At 57.5% G+C, this 17760-nt stretch carries 20 protein-coding genes; 6 read left to right on the top strand and 14 right to left on the bottom strand.

What is annotated here, in order from left to right:
* Together KF767_00670 and KF767_00665 are read left to right on the top strand one after the other, a co-directional pair.
* Positions 1-2145, top strand: a complete 2145-nt coding sequence (locus tag KF767_00670; protein MBX3016370.1) for a VTT domain-containing protein — start codon at positions 1-3, stop codon at positions 2143-2145.
* Positions 2146-2151: 6 nt separating this feature from the next.
* On the top strand, positions 2152-2868 hold the full coding sequence (locus KF767_00665; protein MBX3016369.1) for an endonuclease/exonuclease/phosphatase family protein: 717 nt from the start codon (positions 2152-2154) through the stop codon (positions 2866-2868).
* Here KF767_00665 and KF767_00660 read toward each other — a convergent pair.
* Positions 2834-3313 (bottom strand): DUF488 domain-containing protein, encoded by a 480-nt coding sequence (locus tag KF767_00660; GenBank protein ID MBX3016368.1) that lies wholly within the window; start codon positions 3311-3313, stop codon positions 2834-2836. The two genes, KF767_00665 and KF767_00660, sit on opposite strands and share 35 nt — an antisense overlap.
* A gap of 192 nt (positions 3314-3505) precedes the next feature.
* Here KF767_00660 and KF767_00655 point away from each other — a divergent pair, with 192 nt between their 5' ends.
* Positions 3506-4675, top strand: coding sequence for a BON domain-containing protein (locus KF767_00655; GenBank protein ID MBX3016367.1), 1170 nt, complete (start codon positions 3506-3508; stop codon positions 4673-4675).
* 104 nt (positions 4676-4779) lie between these two features.
* On the opposite strand, the gene KF767_00650 is transcribed toward KF767_00655, so the two are convergent.
* From KF767_00650 to KF767_00640, 3 genes are all read right to left on the bottom strand, one after another.
* A complete protein-coding gene (locus tag KF767_00650) occupies positions 4780-5922 on the bottom strand; it encodes a PA0069 family radical SAM protein (protein MBX3016366.1) in 1143 nt (380 codons plus the stop codon).
* A 54-nt stretch (positions 5923-5976) separates the two neighbouring features.
* Positions 5977-6186: a hypothetical protein gene (locus KF767_00645; protein ID MBX3016365.1), complete on the bottom strand. Its 210-nt coding sequence runs from the start codon at positions 6184-6186 to the stop codon at positions 5977-5979.
* 74 nt (positions 6187-6260) lie between these two features.
* Positions 6261-6605: a hypothetical protein gene (locus tag KF767_00640; protein ID MBX3016364.1), complete on the bottom strand. Its 345-nt coding sequence runs from the start codon at positions 6603-6605 to the stop codon at positions 6261-6263.
* A 200-nt stretch (positions 6606-6805) separates the two neighbouring features.
* Here KF767_00640 and KF767_00635 point away from each other — a divergent pair, with 200 nt between their 5' ends.
* A complete protein-coding gene (locus KF767_00635) occupies positions 6806-8023 on the top strand; it encodes a DEAD/DEAH box helicase (protein MBX3016363.1) in 1218 nt (405 codons plus the stop codon).
* On the opposite strand, the gene KF767_00630 is transcribed toward KF767_00635, so the two are convergent.
* The 6 genes from KF767_00630 to KF767_00605 form a co-directional block, all read right to left on the bottom strand.
* On the bottom strand, positions 8020-9300 hold the full coding sequence (locus KF767_00630; protein MBX3016362.1) for a hypothetical protein: 1281 nt from the start codon (positions 9298-9300) through the stop codon (positions 8020-8022). The genes KF767_00635 and KF767_00630 overlap by 4 nt on opposite strands.
* Before the next feature lie 231 nt (positions 9301-9531).
* Entirely contained in the window at positions 9532-9963 is a 432-nt protein-coding gene (locus KF767_00625) for a hypothetical protein (GenBank protein MBX3016361.1), read from the bottom strand.
* A 4-nt stretch (positions 9964-9967) separates the two neighbouring features.
* Positions 9968-10324 carry a DUF1440 domain-containing protein gene (locus KF767_00620; protein MBX3016360.1) on the bottom strand — a complete coding sequence of 119 codons (357 nt, stop codon included), beginning with the start codon at positions 10322-10324 and terminating at the stop codon, positions 9968-9970.
* Between the two features lie 35 nt (positions 10325-10359).
* On the bottom strand, positions 10360-10590 hold the full coding sequence (locus KF767_00615) for a hypothetical protein (protein MBX3016359.1): 231 nt from the start codon (positions 10588-10590) through the stop codon (positions 10360-10362).
* Positions 10591-10608: 18 nt separating this feature from the next.
* Positions 10609-10812: a hypothetical protein gene (locus KF767_00610; GenBank protein ID MBX3016358.1), complete on the bottom strand. Its 204-nt coding sequence runs from the start codon at positions 10810-10812 to the stop codon at positions 10609-10611.
* A gap of 91 nt (positions 10813-10903) precedes the next feature.
* Positions 10904-12016 (bottom strand): mechanosensitive ion channel family protein, encoded by a 1113-nt coding sequence (locus tag KF767_00605; protein ID MBX3016357.1) that lies wholly within the window; start codon positions 12014-12016, stop codon positions 10904-10906.
* Positions 12017-12149: 133 nt separating this feature from the next.
* On the opposite strand from KF767_00605, the gene KF767_00600 reads away from it, so the two are divergent.
* A complete protein-coding gene (locus tag KF767_00600; protein MBX3016356.1) occupies positions 12150-12950 on the top strand; it encodes a DUF72 domain-containing protein in 801 nt (266 codons plus the stop codon).
* Here KF767_00600 and KF767_00595 read toward each other — a convergent pair.
* Both KF767_00595 and KF767_00590 read right to left on the bottom strand, forming a co-directional pair.
* Positions 12903-13457 (bottom strand): hypothetical protein, encoded by a 555-nt coding sequence (locus tag KF767_00595; GenBank protein MBX3016355.1) that lies wholly within the window; start codon positions 13455-13457, stop codon positions 12903-12905. The genes KF767_00600 and KF767_00595 overlap by 48 nt on opposite strands.
* A 71-nt stretch (positions 13458-13528) precedes the next feature.
* Positions 13529-14080: a glutathione peroxidase gene (locus KF767_00590; protein MBX3016354.1), complete on the bottom strand. Its 552-nt coding sequence runs from the start codon at positions 14078-14080 to the stop codon at positions 13529-13531.
* Between the two features lie 47 nt (positions 14081-14127).
* Here KF767_00590 and KF767_00585 point away from each other — a divergent pair, with 47 nt between their 5' ends.
* On the top strand, positions 14128-14673 hold the full coding sequence (locus tag KF767_00585) for an SRPBCC domain-containing protein (GenBank protein ID MBX3016353.1): 546 nt from the start codon (positions 14128-14130) through the stop codon (positions 14671-14673).
* On the opposite strand, the gene KF767_00580 is transcribed toward KF767_00585, so the two are convergent.
* Positions 14667-15416: a DUF481 domain-containing protein gene (locus KF767_00580; GenBank protein MBX3016352.1), complete on the bottom strand. Its 750-nt coding sequence runs from the start codon at positions 15414-15416 to the stop codon at positions 14667-14669. The two genes, KF767_00585 and KF767_00580, sit on opposite strands and share 7 nt — an antisense overlap.
* Before the next feature lie 3 nt (positions 15417-15419).
* Complete coding sequence (locus KF767_00575) at positions 15420-17732, bottom strand: phosphoenolpyruvate carboxylase (protein ID MBX3016351.1); 2313 nt, start codon at positions 17730-17732, stop codon at positions 15420-15422.
* Positions 17733-17760 lie beyond the last annotated feature (28 nt).

Raw genomic sequence — 17760 nt, 5'->3', positions numbered from 1 at the left:
GTGGATCAGCTTCGTCTCTACTCCCGAAATATTTTTCAGACCGAGAAGAACTGTTGGCGCACGGGAACCGTGAATCATGCGCGTCTTCTTGTCGACTGCGCGGACTACTACCGCGCGATTCACGCCGCGATCGCGAACGCGCGCCACTCGATTTTCATTCTTGGATGGGAAATCGACAGTCACGTCCGTCTTCTACGCGGTGAAGAAGAGAAGACCTCGGAAATTCCGTCCTGCGCCGTCGACCTTTTGAATTGGAAAGCGCAGCAGAATCCCGATCTGAAAATTTATCTGCTGCGCTGGGATCCCTCGATCGCGTTTCTCGGTGAACGCGAGGCGCTTCCGGAATACGCGTGGACCGGCGCGACCCCGGAAAATCTCGCGATCTGCATGGACAGCGCGATTCCCATCGGCGGCAGCCAACACCAGAAAGTGATCTTGATCGACGACGAGCTCGTCTTCAACGGCGGCATGGACATCGCCCGCCAGCGTTGGGACGAACGCGACCACCGCGTGCACGAGCCCGAGCGCACCGACGAACTCGGCCCTTACGGCCCTTACCACGACGCGCAGATGATGATGGACGGGCCAATCGTGAAACATTTCGCCGAACTCGTGCGTTGGCGCTGGCGGCGCGCCGCCGGATACGAGGCGGTGCCCGAGCGGGCGACACCCCCGCTCACGACACCCGCGCCGTCGTGGCCTCGTCACTTTCCGCCGCAGCAAGGGCGCATCAACGCCGCCATTTCACGCACGCTTCCCGAGATGAAGGATTGCCGGGCGACGACCGAAATCCACAAGATGTACATGGATCTGATTCCGACCGCCCGGCAGCTCATCTACATCGAGAATCAATTCCTCGCCTGCGAGAAAATCGCCGACGCCCTGAACGCTCAACTGAAAAAGTACCCCGCTTTGAAAGTGATCTGCGTGAGCTCGTTCAATCCGCAGGGACTTTTCGAGCGGGAAGGGCTGTGGGCGGGACGGATCGAGTTCAAGCGTCGCATGACCGACGGCATCCGTGCCGGGCGTGTCGGCATCTTCTGCACCGGCATCCTGAAACCCGACGGCGCCCCCCTTCACAAACGTATTCATTCCAAAATCATCGTTGTCGATGATCGTTACATGACCGTGGGTTCGGCGAATATCGCCAACCGTTCGATGAACTTGGATACCGAATGCGATGTCACGTTCTACGGCGCGACCCCCGCGCAACGGAACTGGATTCGCCGGATGCGGGACGATCTCTTGGCCGAACACTCGGGCCTCCCCATCCAAGACGTTGCCCGCATGTGCGACGAGGGACGCTTCGTGAACGAGTTCATGCAAGAGGCCAACGCCGAAAGTTACTCCTTGCGCGAAACGCGTGACGAACATTTTACGGATGGAAAACTGCAACCCGTCGCGAAAATGCTGGCGGATCCGTCTACACCAATCATCGGAGGGTTCGCCAAAATGTCTACACCCGGTCGCGGTAAAGTCCTTGCCATCGGAATTTTTGCGGTCATGGCGATCATCGCCATCTTTGCGGCGCGCTCTCTTTTTCATGATCTAACGGCCGCCAAGATCCAGACCTTCCTCGAAGCCACGCGCCAGTCCCCCTGGAGCCTCCCGGCCGTCGTCACGGTTTACGTCCTGGGCGGCTTCATCTTCTTCCCGGTGACCGTGCTTTCCCTGATCACCGCCGCCGTTTTCGGCGCGATCTGGGGACCGACCTACGCGATGGCCGGCGCGCTCGCCAGCGCGACCACGGGGTTTTGGCTCGGTCGTTGGGCGGGTTTCGGCGGCCTGCGAAAGATCATGGGCGAACGCACCCGCAAGATCGATCAACATTTCGAGAAAGCCGGCATCATCGGCGTCATGCTCGTGCGTCTGATCCCCATCGCGCCTTTCACGCTCGTGAATCTGGCGGCGGGCGTCTCGTCCGTTCGTTTCCTCGATTTCGTGTTGGGGACCTTCCTCGCATTCCTGCCCGCGTTCGTCGCGAAGGGACTTCTGGGTGATTCGCTGACGCAAGTGATCTTGAACCCGAACGAAGAGACCGCGAAGTACCTGGCGCTGGGACTCGGCGTTTGGCTGTTGATCGTGGGGGCGACCTACTTCGTCGTGAAGCAAGTCCAAAAACGACAAAACCCCCAGACGGTGTGAGGCGGTATGCGGATATTGACCTACAATATCCACGGAGCGATCGGTACGGATGGGCACCGGGACTACGCGCGCATCTCGCGTTTGCTGGAAGGGCATGAAATCGATATCGCCCTCATTCAGGAAATGGACACCCGACCGAAACGGAAATTCGCGGCCGTCGACATTAGCGTGCTGGCGGGGGGACGTTTTCCTTTCATCGCCGAAGGACCGACGATTTCCACTTCGCTCGGTTGGTACGGCAACGCCATCCTCTCGCGGTTTCCGCTGAGGAACACGAACGTCATCGACGTCAGCCATGCGGGACGGGAACCCCGCAACATCCTCGAAACTTTCGCGCAGACGCCGGACGGTCCGTTGCACATCCTCAACACGCACAAAGGACTTAAATCCGTCGAACGCGGTTTTCAACTGCGCAAACTCGGCGAACTCCTCGCGCGCAAAAGCGACGTGCCACTGATCGTGGGTGGCGACCTGAACGAATGGCATTCCGCCTCGATCGCTCTCCGTAAGCTTGAGGAATATCTCGTACCCTTGAAATGCGGCGCCACTTTCCCCACGCGCTTTCCGCTTTTTTCGCTGGACCGGATGTGGTGTCGACCGCAAGGACTCCTAAAGTCCGCGCGCGTCCTGAAGACGAAGGAAACCCGCGTTTTCTCGGACCACTATCCGCTGATCGCCGAGCTCGACGTTACCGCGCTCCGGTCTTTGGCGGCGGGATCCTGAGATCGACGACTTCCACACGGCCACGCGCACGGCGCTGAATCGCTTCCGTCACGGAACGGCGGTGACAGTCCGAAGCATCCGCTTCGTAACACAAAAGCGCGTAACCGGGCCGCGCAATTCCCGACATGATTTCTGCCAACTCTTCCTGATGTTTCGGCAAGATCTGCTTTTCATAACGTCGAAACATCTCGGGTCGAGTCATCTTCCCCGCGCGCGCACGCTGACGCCATTCGGAAGGAACACCCAATCCGGGGTAATGCCTATAGTCGATTCCGACGGATTCAAGGGCCGCCGCCAATCGTCTTTTCGAGAAGCCGGGCTTTCGACTCAGAGGATTTTTACGCAAGTCGGCGATCATCTTCACGCGCTTCTTCTTCAGACCCGCCACGAAGTCGTCGATGTTCTGACCTTCGTAACCGACGGTGTAGATTTTCAAATTTTTCATAAAGCCTTTCACGGGACAGAAGTCCGGCGTCTTCACGAATGCAAAACATTACGCCGTCGTTTCCTCCCTACTCCTCCCCCTTTTTTCCGAGCGATTGCACTATTGCAGACGCTTATACCTCGGTACGGCCTTTGCTCATCGAGGCCTCGCTACCGGAAACAACTTCCCGTAAATCACCGAAAGGAATTCGCCATGAACGGACGCAATCGCAATCAAGGAAGCAATCAGGGCTACGGTCGACGCAATGACTACGATCGTGGATACGATCAACAAAATTACGGACGCCGCTTCGAAGGCGACCGGGTCTTCGAGGGTCAGCAACGTTCGACCGCTTCGGAGTATCCCGAGTATATGGATCAACAGAACAGCTACAACAGCCAACCCTTCTCGCGCGCGGACCGCACCGAATACGGCTCGCAACAACGTTCGGACTACGGCGCGGAACGTTACGGAAACGACTACACCGGTCAATCCTCGGACCGTGACCAACACCAAACTTGGGGTCGTCAAGACATGAGCTCGGGTCGCGGCTATCGCGGGCAGGAGCAAAGCTTCGGTCGCTCGTCGCAAGGCGGACGCTCGACGGAACGTTCGATGGATCAGTGGTCGCCTTCGAATGGCACCGACTACCGCGCGGACCGCGATTACGATCAGTATAGCCGCTCTTCTTCTTCTTCATACGGCAACTACGGTTCGGATTACGACCGCTCGAACATGGACCAACGTTCGCACGACAACTCGTCGAACCGCGGCTACAATCAAGGCTTCGGTCAATCCTACGGCATGGGATACGGCGAGACTTACGGATCTTACCAATCCCCATCCCCTTCTTCACGCTCGAGTCGTGACAACTACCAAGGTCGCGACGAAAGCTCGTGGGGCAGTCGTGATTCGCAATCGGCCTTCGGCCGCGCCGACTACGGCCAGCGCGATTGGGAACGTTCGTCGCGAAGTGAACAACAAGGTCGCTTTTCGGGCGTGGCGCCGAAAGGCTATCGTCGCTCGGACGAGCGCATCAAAGAAGAGCTGAGCGACGCTCTCACCCAAGATCAACATATTGACGCGAGCGAAATCGATCTGACCGTCGAAAGCGGCGTCGTCACATTGAAAGGCACGGTCAGTGAGCGCCGTATGAAACGTCTGGCGGAGGACTGCGCCGAACGTATCCGCGGCGTGAGCGACGTGCGGAACGAGCTGCGCGTGCAAGCGGAGTCGAGCACCGGCAACAAGAAGACCTGGTCTGATTCGATGACGACATCCGATGGCAAGTCTTCGGACAAAAACGACACCGACACCGCGACCGCGCGCGGCGGAAAATCCAGCTCGCGCTCTTCCACTGAATCACGGAACTACCAATCCTGATTTCAGTAAGGAAGTAAGGTCCCGGCCCGGGCCATAAGCCTTGGGCTTGGGACCCTGATCACCTGAACGCCCCGCGGTCTCATCTCCCGCGGGGCTTTTTTATTTCAGAAAAGTCGGAGCTGACCCGATTTCAGATCGCGGATCTCGTCCGCCGCCGGTTTGCGGAAGCTCGCGCTCGAAAGCGTCACGCGTTTCTCTTGCAAACCGTATTTTTTCGCGAAGAGATTGAAGATGTCGGCCATGGCGTCGGCACGGGCACCTTCACCCCGCATCCTTGAACCAAACGTTGAATCGTTGAGTTTACCTTCACGAATCGACCGGACGGCGTTCAAAACCTTGTCCTTACGATCGGGAAAGTGCACCCCCAGCCATTCCTCAAAAAGCGGCGCCACCGCCAAAGGCAGGCGCACGGGCGTAAAACCCGCCGAGATCGCCCCCGCCTCCGCGGCGGCTTTCAGAATCGCGGGAAGCTCTTCATCCGTCAGCCCGGGGATGACCGGCGCGACGTTCACGCCCACCGGAACCCCCGCCTTCGTCAATTCTTCGATCGCGCGCAAACGCAACTCCGGAAGCGACGTGCGCGGTTCCAGAATTTTCTGCAGATCGGGTTTCAGCGACGTGATCGAAAGGTAAACGAGCACGCCTTGGTACTCGGCCATCCGCGCGTAAAGATCGACGTCCCGGCGGATCAAAGCGTTTTTCGTGATGACCGAAACCGGATTGCGGTACTCGAGCATCACTTCCATGCAGGCCCGCGTGAGCTTCAGCTGCCGCTCGACCGGTTGGTAACAATCGGTCACACCGCTGAAGAAGATCGTATCGCCTTCCCATGACTTGGAAAGAATTTTTTCGCGCAGAAGGTGGGGAGCCTCGTGCTTGACGAAAATTTTTGTTTCGAAATCGAGGCCCGCCGAAAGGTTCAAGTACTCATGCGTGGGCCGTGCGTAACAGTAAATACAACCGTGCTCGCAGCCTCGGTAGGGATTGGCGCTATAGGTGAACCCGATATCGGGACTGTCGTTGCTCGCGACGATCGTGCGCGACGAATCGCTCAGATATTCGGTGCGGAGCGTGGACAAATCTTCTTCGTCGTCGAGGTAACCGAAGTTTTCGAGATCCGCCACGGTGTGATTCTTCACGAACCGGCTCGTGACATTGCCCTGCGCGCCCCGACCCACGGACTGCTTGAGGCTATTCTGCGTGTGTGCGGTGGGGTTCTTGGGTTTCGACAAGCGCGCGTCCCTCATGGAAATCCCGCGAGCCTACCACATTTCCTCCGAAATCTCCACTGACCTGCAGATTCAGGACTCGCCGGTCACTTCTTGCGGTGGCTTGCGCTTGGGCGGCGTCACCTTCGGCATGGGACCCGGCTCATCCCACCGCGCAGGGCGGTTGGCCTGTTGGGTTTCTTCGAAGCTCCGGGTCTCTTTATCCACGGTCTTCTGTTCACGTTCCATGGATTGCTCGGTCGAGAAATCGGTCACTTTTTGCGGAAATTCATCGTGGGTCACGTTGTCCTCCTTTAAAAAAAACGCGGCCCGTTTCGGGGCCGCGGTCCTTACGTCCGTCGTAAATCGAAAAAGGACTATTCGATATCAAGATCGCGATTCGCGTTCGAACGCGAAGACGAGCTGCGATCCGAAGAGCTTGAACGCTCGTCACGGCTTTCAATGTCTTGGTCTTGATCGAAATCCTGGCTGCGGCTTTCCGCGACGTCGTCCGACAGCTGATCCGAAGACGAGGTGCGGCTGGTCGAAGACACGCTGCTCGGGAACGCGTCGCCTTCCGTGCGACGGCTGGAACTCATCGACGACGAATCCATATCCAAGTCCGACGAGCGTTTGTTTCCTTGCTGTTGGCCTTGTCCGGGTTTTTGGGTTTGGGTTTGGGTTTTACCGCCTGCCTGTTTTTGATCCTGTTGCTTAGCCATGGCTAGACTCCTTAGGTTAAATGTACGCGGGATCCAGTTCCCACACGTCCCCTTACTGCAAGCCATGCCGGGGCCCCGCGGAGTTCAAAACGGGAGTGGCTCGAGGACTTTTTGGCGAAAATACGCGCAGGCCCCCACCCGAAACGCCACGTCCGAATTTTCCTAGGGAGTTCCGGGATTTGCGGTTATGGTCTCGCACCATGAAGAGCTTTAAAGACTTTGGCCTGCTGCCGACCTTGCAGAAGAGCCTGCGCGAACTGCGCTTACGCGAACCGACCGAAATCCAAACCCGCACCATTCCGATGTTGATGTCCGGACAAAACGTCGTCGGCGTCGCGCAAACCGGCAGCGGTAAAACCTTCGCGTACGCGTTGCCGCTTTTACACCAGCTCAAATCCCTGGAAGATGATGGCGAAGCCGTCACGCAAGAGGCCTCCCCGCGCGCCGTGGTCATGGTCCCCACCCGCGAACTGGGCGAACAGGTCGCCAAGGCTTTCAAGACCCTGACGCACGATACCCGTTTGCGCGTCCGCACCGCACTGGGTGGCACCTCGATGGAGCAGGCCCGGCGCAATACGTCCGGCCCTTTCGAAATTATGCTCGCGACGCCTGGTCGCTTGGTCCAGATGATCGAGCAAGACATGCTGTTACTGGATGACGTACGTCACCTGATTTTCGACGAAGCCGATCAGATGTTGGAGCAAGGGTTCATCGACGACACCTTAAAGATCGCCGCCGCTTGCGGAGCCGCCCGCCAAATGAGTCTTTTCTCGGCGACGGTGACCGACAAAGTTCGCAAAATGATCGACGATCTTTTCCAAGGCGCGGAACTCATTCAGACCGCGGGAGCGGGCAAGGTCGTGTCCGAACTGAAGACCCGCAATATCAAAGTGCTCGACGGTAAACGTTGGCCAGTGCTGGAAAAACTTCTGGCCGAACGCGTGAAGGGCTCGACGATGATTTTCACCAATACGCGCGAGCAATGCGAAAAGCTCGCACGCGAGATGGTCGAAAACGGTTACGACTGCGTCGTGTACCGCGGCGAGATGGACAAAAACCAACGTCGTTTGAACTTGAATCAGTTCCGTAGTGGCAAAGTGAAGTATCTGGTCGCGACGGACTTGGCAGGACGCGGGCTGGATATCGAATCCGTCGACCGGGTGATCAACTATCACTTACCGCGTGAGATGGAAAACTACCTGCACCGTGCCGGCCGTACGGCGCGGGCGGGCCGCCCCGGCATGGTCGTCAATTTGGTGACCGAGCGCGATTCGCGTTTGATGGATAAGGTCGACGGTAAAAAGACCGGCACGAGCAAAGAGTCTTGGCTGCGCGAAGATCCCTTCGCGCGGGCGCGGGCCTCGGCTCGCCCCCTGTCGGCAAAAAAGAAGAAAAAGAAAGTCGCGCGCCGCGGTTAACGAACGCTGGCCAAACCGCGGACGACGGACGGCGCGGTTCGTTTCGGCGTTCCCGTATTGAACCAAACGTCGAAAAGCAGATGCAAGCGACCGCTGCGGTCTTGCACGACGGACTTGAAACGGGTTTCATTTCCGTGTCTATCCACTTCCAAGTAATTCGGATCGTACTTCAGGTCGATGATATCGATCCCCGCCTCTGCGAGTGACTGCAGCTCGGACTTCTGCGCGATGCCATCGAAATTCAGATCGCGCCACAAACGCAGCTTCGAGTAAATGGGATCCGCATCGGTAATGTATCCGTCGGGTCTACCGGTGTTACCGCTTCCGTCCGCGGTTTTCCCATCATACTTCGCCAAAGCCGCAAAACCGTCCGTGGCGTAGCGCCCGTCCGGACCGAACGTATTGTCCCCAAAAAGTTGATCGATCCCGCGGACCTCGCCACGAGAGTTCGGCAAGGCGATATAGTAATACTGATCTGAACGATGCCACGAAATCCGGCGCGGCGAATGCGGGACGGGATCCGCGTTCCCGCCCAAAATGTCGAACCAAACTCCGTGGCGCGGTGAGGTCAACACCAAAGGTTCTGCCTTTTCCACGTCTGCGTGCATATGGATCACCAAGGGTGACGCCAATTCATCACAATTGACGCTAGAGGATTGGGACGAAGTTTCAGGATTCCGGTCCGCAACGACCGCTAAGCGACCGCCGACACGTTTCCATCCTCCCGTCACCCGATCGATGTTCTCACCACTCACGACCAGATTCGTGTGGATGCCGCGCGCGGGATCTCTTAAACGCAAAGTATAGCGACCGTTCGCAACCGATCCGCATTTCGAAGCCAACCGGCTGAGCGCAAATTTCTTCTGGTTCAGGATGGAGCTTCGCACGCTTGAGTCCGTGAAAGAACAAACGACCGATTTCTTGTCGTTCAGAACTTCCACGCGGATCGAGGCGACTTCCGCCACATTGCCGTCGGCTTGCGAACGCCGATCCGAGCAGACGTACTTGACGGTCATATCACCGTTGGTGGGATTGGTATTGGCGCTTCCGTCAGGGGAATATTCTTGTCCCGGTTCGAATGCCGGAACTTCACCGTTATCGGGGGCTCCGGTGACGTCGATCTCGCCTTCGCCGCCGCCGAAAACGCTTTCACCGCCGACTTTCGCCCTCTTCAATTCGGGATCGATCATGCTGAATTCTTTGGGAGTGCAGTTTTGAAAAACCGCGGTCACCGTCAAGATGCAAATGCCGGCAGAAACGACCCGAACAACTCTCATCCTGTTTTCCCCCCGGAAAAAGATGGTGGTTGAATGACGACAGGGACCAGCAGAGCAACGAGTGGACCTTGCGTAAAAACGGTGAAAAACGCTTCAGATCGAAGCAGTGGGTACGCCAACTCCCGTTCGCGCTCGGGTCAGACCGAGGGCTTCAAAATGAAACGTCGAAATCACAGACCCGGCTGAGATTTCGACGCCTTTAGAACTTTCGCTGGGATCACCAGGGTTTAGCTACCGGGCCACGCCACCGCTTCCCGTGCTGGGTGAGGTCGCCGATCCCGAACCGGGGGGCATCGTCGGTGCGCCCGGAATGGTCGGCGCCATGGGCATCGTCGGCGTGCTGCCGGTTTGTGGATAAGAGGGGGGATAAATCAGCGTGTTGCCCGCTCCGGTATTGAAGTTATTGAACGGAGTCGATGACGGCGCCAGGCTGGGCGTCGGCGCGGGCGAAGGAATCGAGGTCGCGGGCTGACCGAAGCTGATGTTGGGTTGGGCGTTGGTCGTCGGCGGTTGGGCGACCTGCACTTGCGGCTGCGGATTGACCGTCGGCGGCTGCTGCACGTTTGACTCGGGAAGGACGACCGTAATCTCGGGCGGGCGTTGCGCGTTGACCGGCAGCGCCAGCCCCAGACTCAAAAATCCGAAAATCAACCAAGGGTTCATACGGCTATCCTCTCTCTTTCAATGAGCTCACGGCCTGCGAGATACTGGCGCCCCACACGAGATGCGCGAGTGCCATCTGCGAATCGCGCGAAAGCCCCACGCTCGCGCCCGCCGGCGGAAGTTTGAGCGACGGAATCAAACCCATTCGACTGAGGCCCCACACGCCCAAACCCAAAACGCCGCCCTTCACCATCGGGTTGGCTTTCACTCTAGATTCGGTCATCGCGTACAGAACCGCGAAGGCGGTTCCGTATGCCAGGTGCGACAGGAAACTCATATCGGGTTTCGTTTCTGAACCCCGGACGCCGGTTTCAGCTTCGCGGACTTTCATCATCCCGAGCGTCACCGGTCCATTCGCCATTCACCCCGCCATGACTCCCGTGCTCATCGTATTCATCAACGCACCGGTTCCTTATCGTCGCGCTTCTGGTCGATGCGACGGCCGCTCAGCGAGGTACTACGGACATGATTCGCTTTCTTGTCGGCCGCCGGACCTTTATTTTCGTCGCCCGCGTACGCGGTACGCAGGTCGTCGCGGGCCTTTTCGGCGGTGTGCTCACGGTGGATATCCGCGCGGTTGTGATTACCGCTGCGAACCACTTGGCTTTTTGAAGAGACGTTCGGCATGGGCTCCTCCTTCAGGTCTTAGTCTTGACCCACGATGTGTTTGTCCTGCAGATCCGCCTCGGGATTGCGAACCGTGCTGTTGCTGCTGACCGAAGGATCCACGCCCTTCGAGACATCAGGACGACGGCCTTTGTCGTTCTGCGGAGTTTGTTTTTTATCTTTGTTGGGCGCCGGCGGATTCTGCGAAGGCGACACATCCGGCTTTTGTTCATGCTTATTCATTCGGAACCTCCAGGGCGTTCAGCCTCATCCATTTAAAACTGCAAGATCGAGCCATCCCCGGCACCGGTCAGAAACTCCGAGATTCCGGGAATTATTCCGTCATTGCTCCGCGCAAGCGCCCCGAATCGGCGATCTGCGCAGGGCCATCGTCCGGAGTGACGTCGTCGATCCACTGGTACTGCGCCGGAACCGCCAAATTCATCTCTTCGTGACGAAGTCCATCCACGACGCCCAAGATGAACTTCTCTTGGATCTGCAAGTGCATGGTGTTGTCGGGATTGTCGACCCAATAGACCGCTTCGAAACTGAAAGCGTACTCGGTCATCTCGGTCAATTTGCAGTAATCGAAACGGGTATGGGGAAACGATCTCACGACGGCTTCGACGATCTGGGGAATCCTCCGCATTTTTTCGGACGGTGTTTTGAACGGGACGCGGAAACGATGAACCACGCGGCGTTCATTCATCCGCTTGAAATTGCGAATCCGACTTTCCAATAGATCCTTATTCGCGAAAATCAGCTGCTCGCCGGTCAGACTTTTCACACGCGTGGTTTTCAAACCGATCGCCGCCACCGTTCCCGAATCGTCCCCGACCTTGATGAAATCGCCCACGCGAAACGGCTTATCGAAGATAATCGAGAACGAAGCGAAGAGGTCTCCCAAAATATTCTGCGCGGCCAAAGCGACCGCGATCCCGCCAATACCGAGACCCGCGATCAACGCGCCGATGTCGACACCCAGATTGGAAAGTCCCGCCATGACAAGAATGATGACGACGACGGTTTCCGCAACCGTGGTCAGCAATCCGATGGGAGCCTGCTCTTCGGCGGAGGCGGAAGACTGCATCTTGCGATCCCGCCAAGCGCGCATGGACTGCACCGTCCATACGATGACCTGATAAGTCGTGGCGGCGATGGTCAGGGTTTTTAACGCCGCGTAGACCGAGTCGTGAAAGTTCAAACCGCTGATCACCGCTCCGAACACCCAAATCGCGACGACCCAAGAGCGCATGTTCTCGAGCACGACGGGTACGTAGTCGTCCCACTTCGTTTGTGTGCGTTGGGTCGCATTCCGCGCGAGGCCCGCAAGAGCCTTCACCCCCAGCATGATGAGAAAGGTCAGTAACAGGGTCGCGCTCAGCGCGAAAACCGCTGAAATCGCGCCGCCTTCGGAAATCGATGTGGTCAATTCGTCAAAATTCAAAACGTCCTCCCGGTGTAACCGTGAGTTGACCTCAGCAAGGCGAATGCCCCCATGACTGGGGATTTATGGAACGGGAATCGGGGCGCTTGGCACGAACGCTGCTGATTGAAGGATCACGGAGGAGATTTTCCGCATGACGAAGATTTACATTGGAACCGCGGGATGGACGATTCCATCATTTTTGAAGTCGGCCTTCCCGATCGAAGGCACTCATCTGGAACGTTACGCGCAGGTTTTCAATGCCGTTGAAATCAATTCTTCGTTTTATCGGGAACACCGCGCGGACACTTACCGACGCTGGGCGGACTCGGTCCCCGAGGATTTTCGATTTTCCGTAAAGCTGGCGCGGGAGTTCATCCACGAAGCTCGGCTACGCGAAACCGGTCCGGCATTGAGCGCCAGCCTCGATGCCATCTCCGCCCTCGGGAAAAAATGGGGCGCGCTTCTCGTTCAACTTCCCCCGAGCCTCATGTTCGACGCGAAGGTCGCGGAGAACTTTCTAACGGCGCTCAAAGAATCGACACCAAGGAATGTCCGCATTTTCTGGGAACCACGCCATCTCTCATGGGCGTGGGCGGAAGCCGAACACTTCTTCGCGCGACACGATTTTCCGCGCATCTGGGCGGACCCCGAGCCTTGCCCGCATCGGGACGCTCCGGAGAGTGCGGTCCGCTACGACCGATGGCATGGCTCGCCGAAAATTTATCGTAGCAACTACGAAGCGGATTTCCTGAAGGAACAAGCGAATCGCCTGCGGTCCCGCACGAATGAGAACTGGTGTATTTTCGATAACACCACGTTCGGCTGCGCGACTCGCAATGCGCTGGAGCTGCGTGCCCTACTCGAAATGCCAAATCAGTACGAAGCGACCGGACACCACGAGATATTAATGCGTACGGAATTCCCGGCCAATCCGGCGGAGCGCCTGATGTAAAAGCGTTTTTCCGGGCTCGGTCTGGGGCCAGCGCGAGACTCCGCTGGGGTGGGGCAATGGGATCACGCGCGTTTTCACGCCCGCGATTTCAAGTTCAAAAGCGCTTCCCACCGCCGCATCAAGCGTCGCGGGCTCGGTGATCCCTGCGGCACGAAAGCATTCCGCGATCGCGAGTTTGCCGACGGCAAGAATCAACTTCGGCCGTAGGGCCGCGACCTCGCCTAACCAATGCGGACGGCAGTTCTCGATTTCGGCACGGGAAGGGACGCGATCTCCCGAGCCCGACTTGGCCTTGCCCGGAAAACAGCGTGCCACCGCCGAGAAATAGATCAATTCGCGCACGTCCTCTTCGTCGTTGCCGGTCGCTTCCTTCAGCCATTTGAAGAGGGTTTTACCGGCGGTATGCGCGAACGGACGGCCGCGCGCTCCCTCGTGCACGCCGGGAGCTTGGCCCAAAATCATGATCTCCGTATCGAGCGCCGGCCCATGCACCGCACGGTCGCACATCGCAGGACACCGGCGACAATCGCGGAGCCGCCGGTGAATACGGGACAATTCGGCCAGCTTCTCGCTCAAGTCTATGCCTTGAGCGCTTTTTCCACGGCGCCGGTGATGATCGCGTCGTCCGGAGCGATATCGGGATTGAAGCGCGCGACGACCTGTCCATCGCGTCCGATCAGGAATTTTTCGAAGTTCCACAGAATGTCATTCGCCTTTTCGCGCGTGTGTCCGTAGCCCTTGAGTTTGCCTTCGAAATCGGTGCCCGCCTTCACTTCCGCCGTCGGCTTGGTATCCGTCAGAAATTTATAAAGCGGATGCTGGCCCTCGCCTTTGACGACGATTTTTTCGAACATCGGAAATTTCACGCCGAAGTTCGCGCGGCAGAACTCTTGGATTTCGGTGTTGGTGCCGGGTTCCTGCGCGCCGAATTCGTTGGCCGGAAATCCAAGAACCTCAAGGCCTTGCTCGTGATACTTCTCGTGGATCTTTTCCAGCGCGTCGTACTGGGGTGTCAGCCCACATTTCGAGGCCACATTGACGACCAAAAGCACTTTGCCTTTGTAGTCCGCGATAGAGGCGGGAGTTCCGTTGATCTTTTTGACTTGGAATTCATAAATCGGGCTAGCCATGAGAGTCCTCCGTTGAAATGTGGACAACCTAGTCGTTATCATGGGCCATGAAAAAGAAAATCTTGATCAGTCTGGCCATTCTTGTCGTCGCCCTGGGCTTCTTGCTCCTCTTCCTAAATAAGACTTCCAGCGTCGTGCGCGTCAGCCGGGTCTTTGATCAACCGGTTGACGTCGTCTGGCAGAACTTTACCAGCGCCGAAGCGATGAAAACGTGGTGGAGCCCGAAAGACTTCACCGCCCCCGTGATCGAAAATGACGCCCGCACCGGCGGCCGCTTCCTTTTCGCGATGCAGGCACCGGACGGCAAGATCTCATACAACTCAGGAACTTACGTCGAAGTCGAACCGTTAAAAAAGCTCGTCTCGCAAATGGCCTTCGCCGACGAAAAGGGAAACCCCGTGCCGGCGGGTCACTACGGAATCCCTGGGGATTGGCCGCCCTTCGTTCGCGTCACGGTCGAATTCAAAGACATGGGCCGTCAGACCGAGATCACCATCGTCGAAGAAGGTATCCCCCGCATCATGTCGCTGTTCGCGAAGATGGGCTGGGAGCAGCAGTTCGACAAATTCGAAAAGGTTTTGCCGCCTCAATAAGTGACCGAAAAGCCCGCTAGGTAGCGGGTATCGGTCGACTGCAGGCGCGGATCGGGCAAATTCGATTCGTGCTTCAATTCAAACTCTAAATTCACGGCAAAGCGCTCCGTCATCCGCACATGCAGCCCCGATTGCAGACGGATGCGGTAATCATTCGCGCGGCTCAATGACGGCTGATAATAAATCGTCGCCGACCCCTGCAAGGCCTCCGTGATTTTTTCCGTGTAGGACAAATACAAGTTACCGCGCGTTCCGTAACGGTCCTCGACCAACTTGTAGTCCTCGTCTTCATAGAAAAGACCCGTCCCCAGGAAAAAGGCGTTCGTCTCATCGCGGAAGATTTCATGACGTAAGTTCGCCCCCGCCAAGCGCCGCGCGTTCAAGTTTTGAAATTCGTCGAACTCGTTCTGCACGAAGAATTCATAAGCCAGCACTTCGCGGCTGGCGAAGGTCTGGCGTAAATGCAGGCGACCGTTGTTCACGTTGCGCGCGCTGTTCGTCGTTTCGTAGTTGTAGTCGATCAATGCCAAGAACTCGGAATTGCTCCAACGTCGAATATTCACCGAAGAGAAAGCGGCGGTACTTTTGTTGGTATTGCCACCGTTCCCGCTCAACAGCAGCTGCGCCTTTCCGACAAATGGATCTTTGGTTCCCATGCGGACGGATTCGATATTGATAAATGCCCATGCCGGCGACGCCAGTACCGTCACCGTCACCGTCAGCGCCAGGATGTAATTTCGCATGAACTATCCCGTCGTCATCATCCCGCAGGCGATACCCACGAGGGTTGAGCGCATCAGGTCGGCGTCGTTATCTTCGATCGCCAAGACCTGCAGCAGATTCAAAATATGGATGTGCGGGTTACGCATCCGAATACTTTCTTGAAGCCAAGGACGATACCATAAAGGATCGTCTTCCCCCGTGACGTCAGCCAGAAACGCACGCGCTCCGGCCAGTTCATTCCGAATCTGACGAGAGAGATCCCGGTGGCTCGCCTCGGGCTGAAAATAAGTTTCCCAGATTTCCATTTCGACTTTGGCCAAAGTGAATCCCAACATTTTGAGGAACGAGCTGAAAAATGGATCCCGACGATAGAGACGGCGCAGCTCTTGCCGGTCCGTCGCCCCCATGAGCTTCCACGCCGAGCCCAGCCCCCACCAGGTCGGCCACAGAATACGGGTCTGCGTCCAACACAGGACCCAAGGGATCGCGCGCAAGGAATTTAAGGAAAATTCGCCGCTCGCGCGTTTCGCGGGCCGCGAACCGATATGCAGAACTTCCAGAAAGCGATACGGCGTCGCGCCCAACAGCTGCCCCATACGCCCGCCGTCGCCCGTCAGTTCCCGATAGGCCAGCTCCTGCAGACCGGCGAATTTTTCGAGCGCGCCGCTGCGTTTCGGCTCGTGATGACCTTCGCGGCGGGCCCGGACTTCGTCTGCCAGATGCGAACATTGCGAATTCAAGATTTCCGGATTCGCGAACCAGCGCTGGATCATCTCGCCCTGCACGGTCATCTTCGGCGTCGCCACCGCCGCATCCGCCCACCACTGGATCTGCTCTTTCAATGAGCCGCCGCCACGATCCACGCTTCCACCCGAACCATGGAAAAAAATCGGCAAGAGCTTTCGCGCTTTGATGGTTTGCTCCAGTTCGACCATCGTTTTCGACAGCAAGTAACGGCTCGAAAGAACACCCACTTGTTTCGCCGAATCCGAATAGCCCAGCATGATCTCGAAACGACCACGCCAGTTCTTTTTCACTAGCGACAGATTCTTGCGTTCGCTGAGCCAAGCTTTCAAAATATCACGGCCGCCGCGCAAGGCTTCGCTGGTTTCAAAAAGCGGAATCGCCGGCAGATTCGAAGCTCCCGTCGCCAATTTGATCAAGTCACATGCCGCCGTCAGATCGGCACCGCTTTCACAATGAGAGATCACGAATCCGCGCGCATAAGAGGTGATTTCCAGAGGTCCCGCGATCCGCGCCAGATGCCCCAGCATTTGGCGAATCGCCGCGTTCTTTTTCTTCAATGCCTCATGAACCAGACCCGAGTCTTCGCGCATCTCGATCGGCAAAACGATCGCCGGGAACTTTTGCAGCAGCTGCAGGATGGCCAAGTGTTCATGGTGCGTACCCATGACCTTATCCAAACGTTTCGCAACCTTCAGGTACCGCTCGGTCCACTGCTTGATGCGGCGGCCGTCCCCTTTTTCAACCTGCGAGAATTTTGAAGTCGCCGCGCGCAAGGCACGCATGTCGCGAACGTCACCAAGCCCCACGCGCTGACGATGGCTTAATCCTTCAAAGTCGTCGGCAATCCGATCCAACCGCAGATTCAGGTGGTGAAGAATCCGTTGCCGCGAACGCTGCAGGCAGGCACGCATCACGCGGTGATCGATCAAAGGATGACCGTCCTTGTCGCCACCGACCCAAGTCCGCAGGCGCAGGCTGAAGTCGGGATGCTCCGTCAGCAGAAAATTCAGCGAATCATCCGATAACGCGAGCGAAAAAATGTAATCGGCTTCGTCCGTGACCGCGGGTTTCGTCGCTTTCGAAAGCGCACGCAGCCACAACAATCGCACCAGACTGCGCATCCGCACGTCATCGAAGTGAAATTGGCGCGTCAACCCGCCCAAAAGCACGGCGGTGATGTCGTTCAGCCAACGCACGGTCTCGAGCGAACGAGCTTCGGTCGGATGCGCCGTGAGTACCAAGTTGATGACCGTTTTTTCGCGCGTTTCATCATGCACTGGCCGACGCTGCACCCGCCACGTTCGGTAGGCGGCCTCACAACAGTTCACGAGTTCAAGTTGCAGTGAAAACGCGCGCGAAAGATGGAGCCGCAATGCCGGGGACTCACGGCGTAGCTGCTTCAGAATCGCGGGCAGATTTTTGCTTTTCTCGCGCCCGCGGGTGGACTTGAGTTTTCGACGGTAACTTTCGACCTTGCGATAAACCGCGGCGCCTTCGACATCACGAATGGTGTCACCCAAAATCGCCGTGGCGATATGTACGAGGTGTCGCAGCTCTTCCGGAAGTTGTCGTGGATTGTCCGTCGCCATCACCTTGAAGAACTAATGCAGATTTCCG

It is taken from the genome of Pseudobdellovibrionaceae bacterium (assembly GCA_019637875.1).
Taxonomy (GTDB): domain Bacteria; phylum Bdellovibrionota; class Bdellovibrionia; order Bdellovibrionales; family Bdellovibrionaceae; genus JAHBUW01.
Note: the sequence above shows the minus strand (reverse complement) of the source record. Positions and strands in the feature narration are given on the sequence as shown.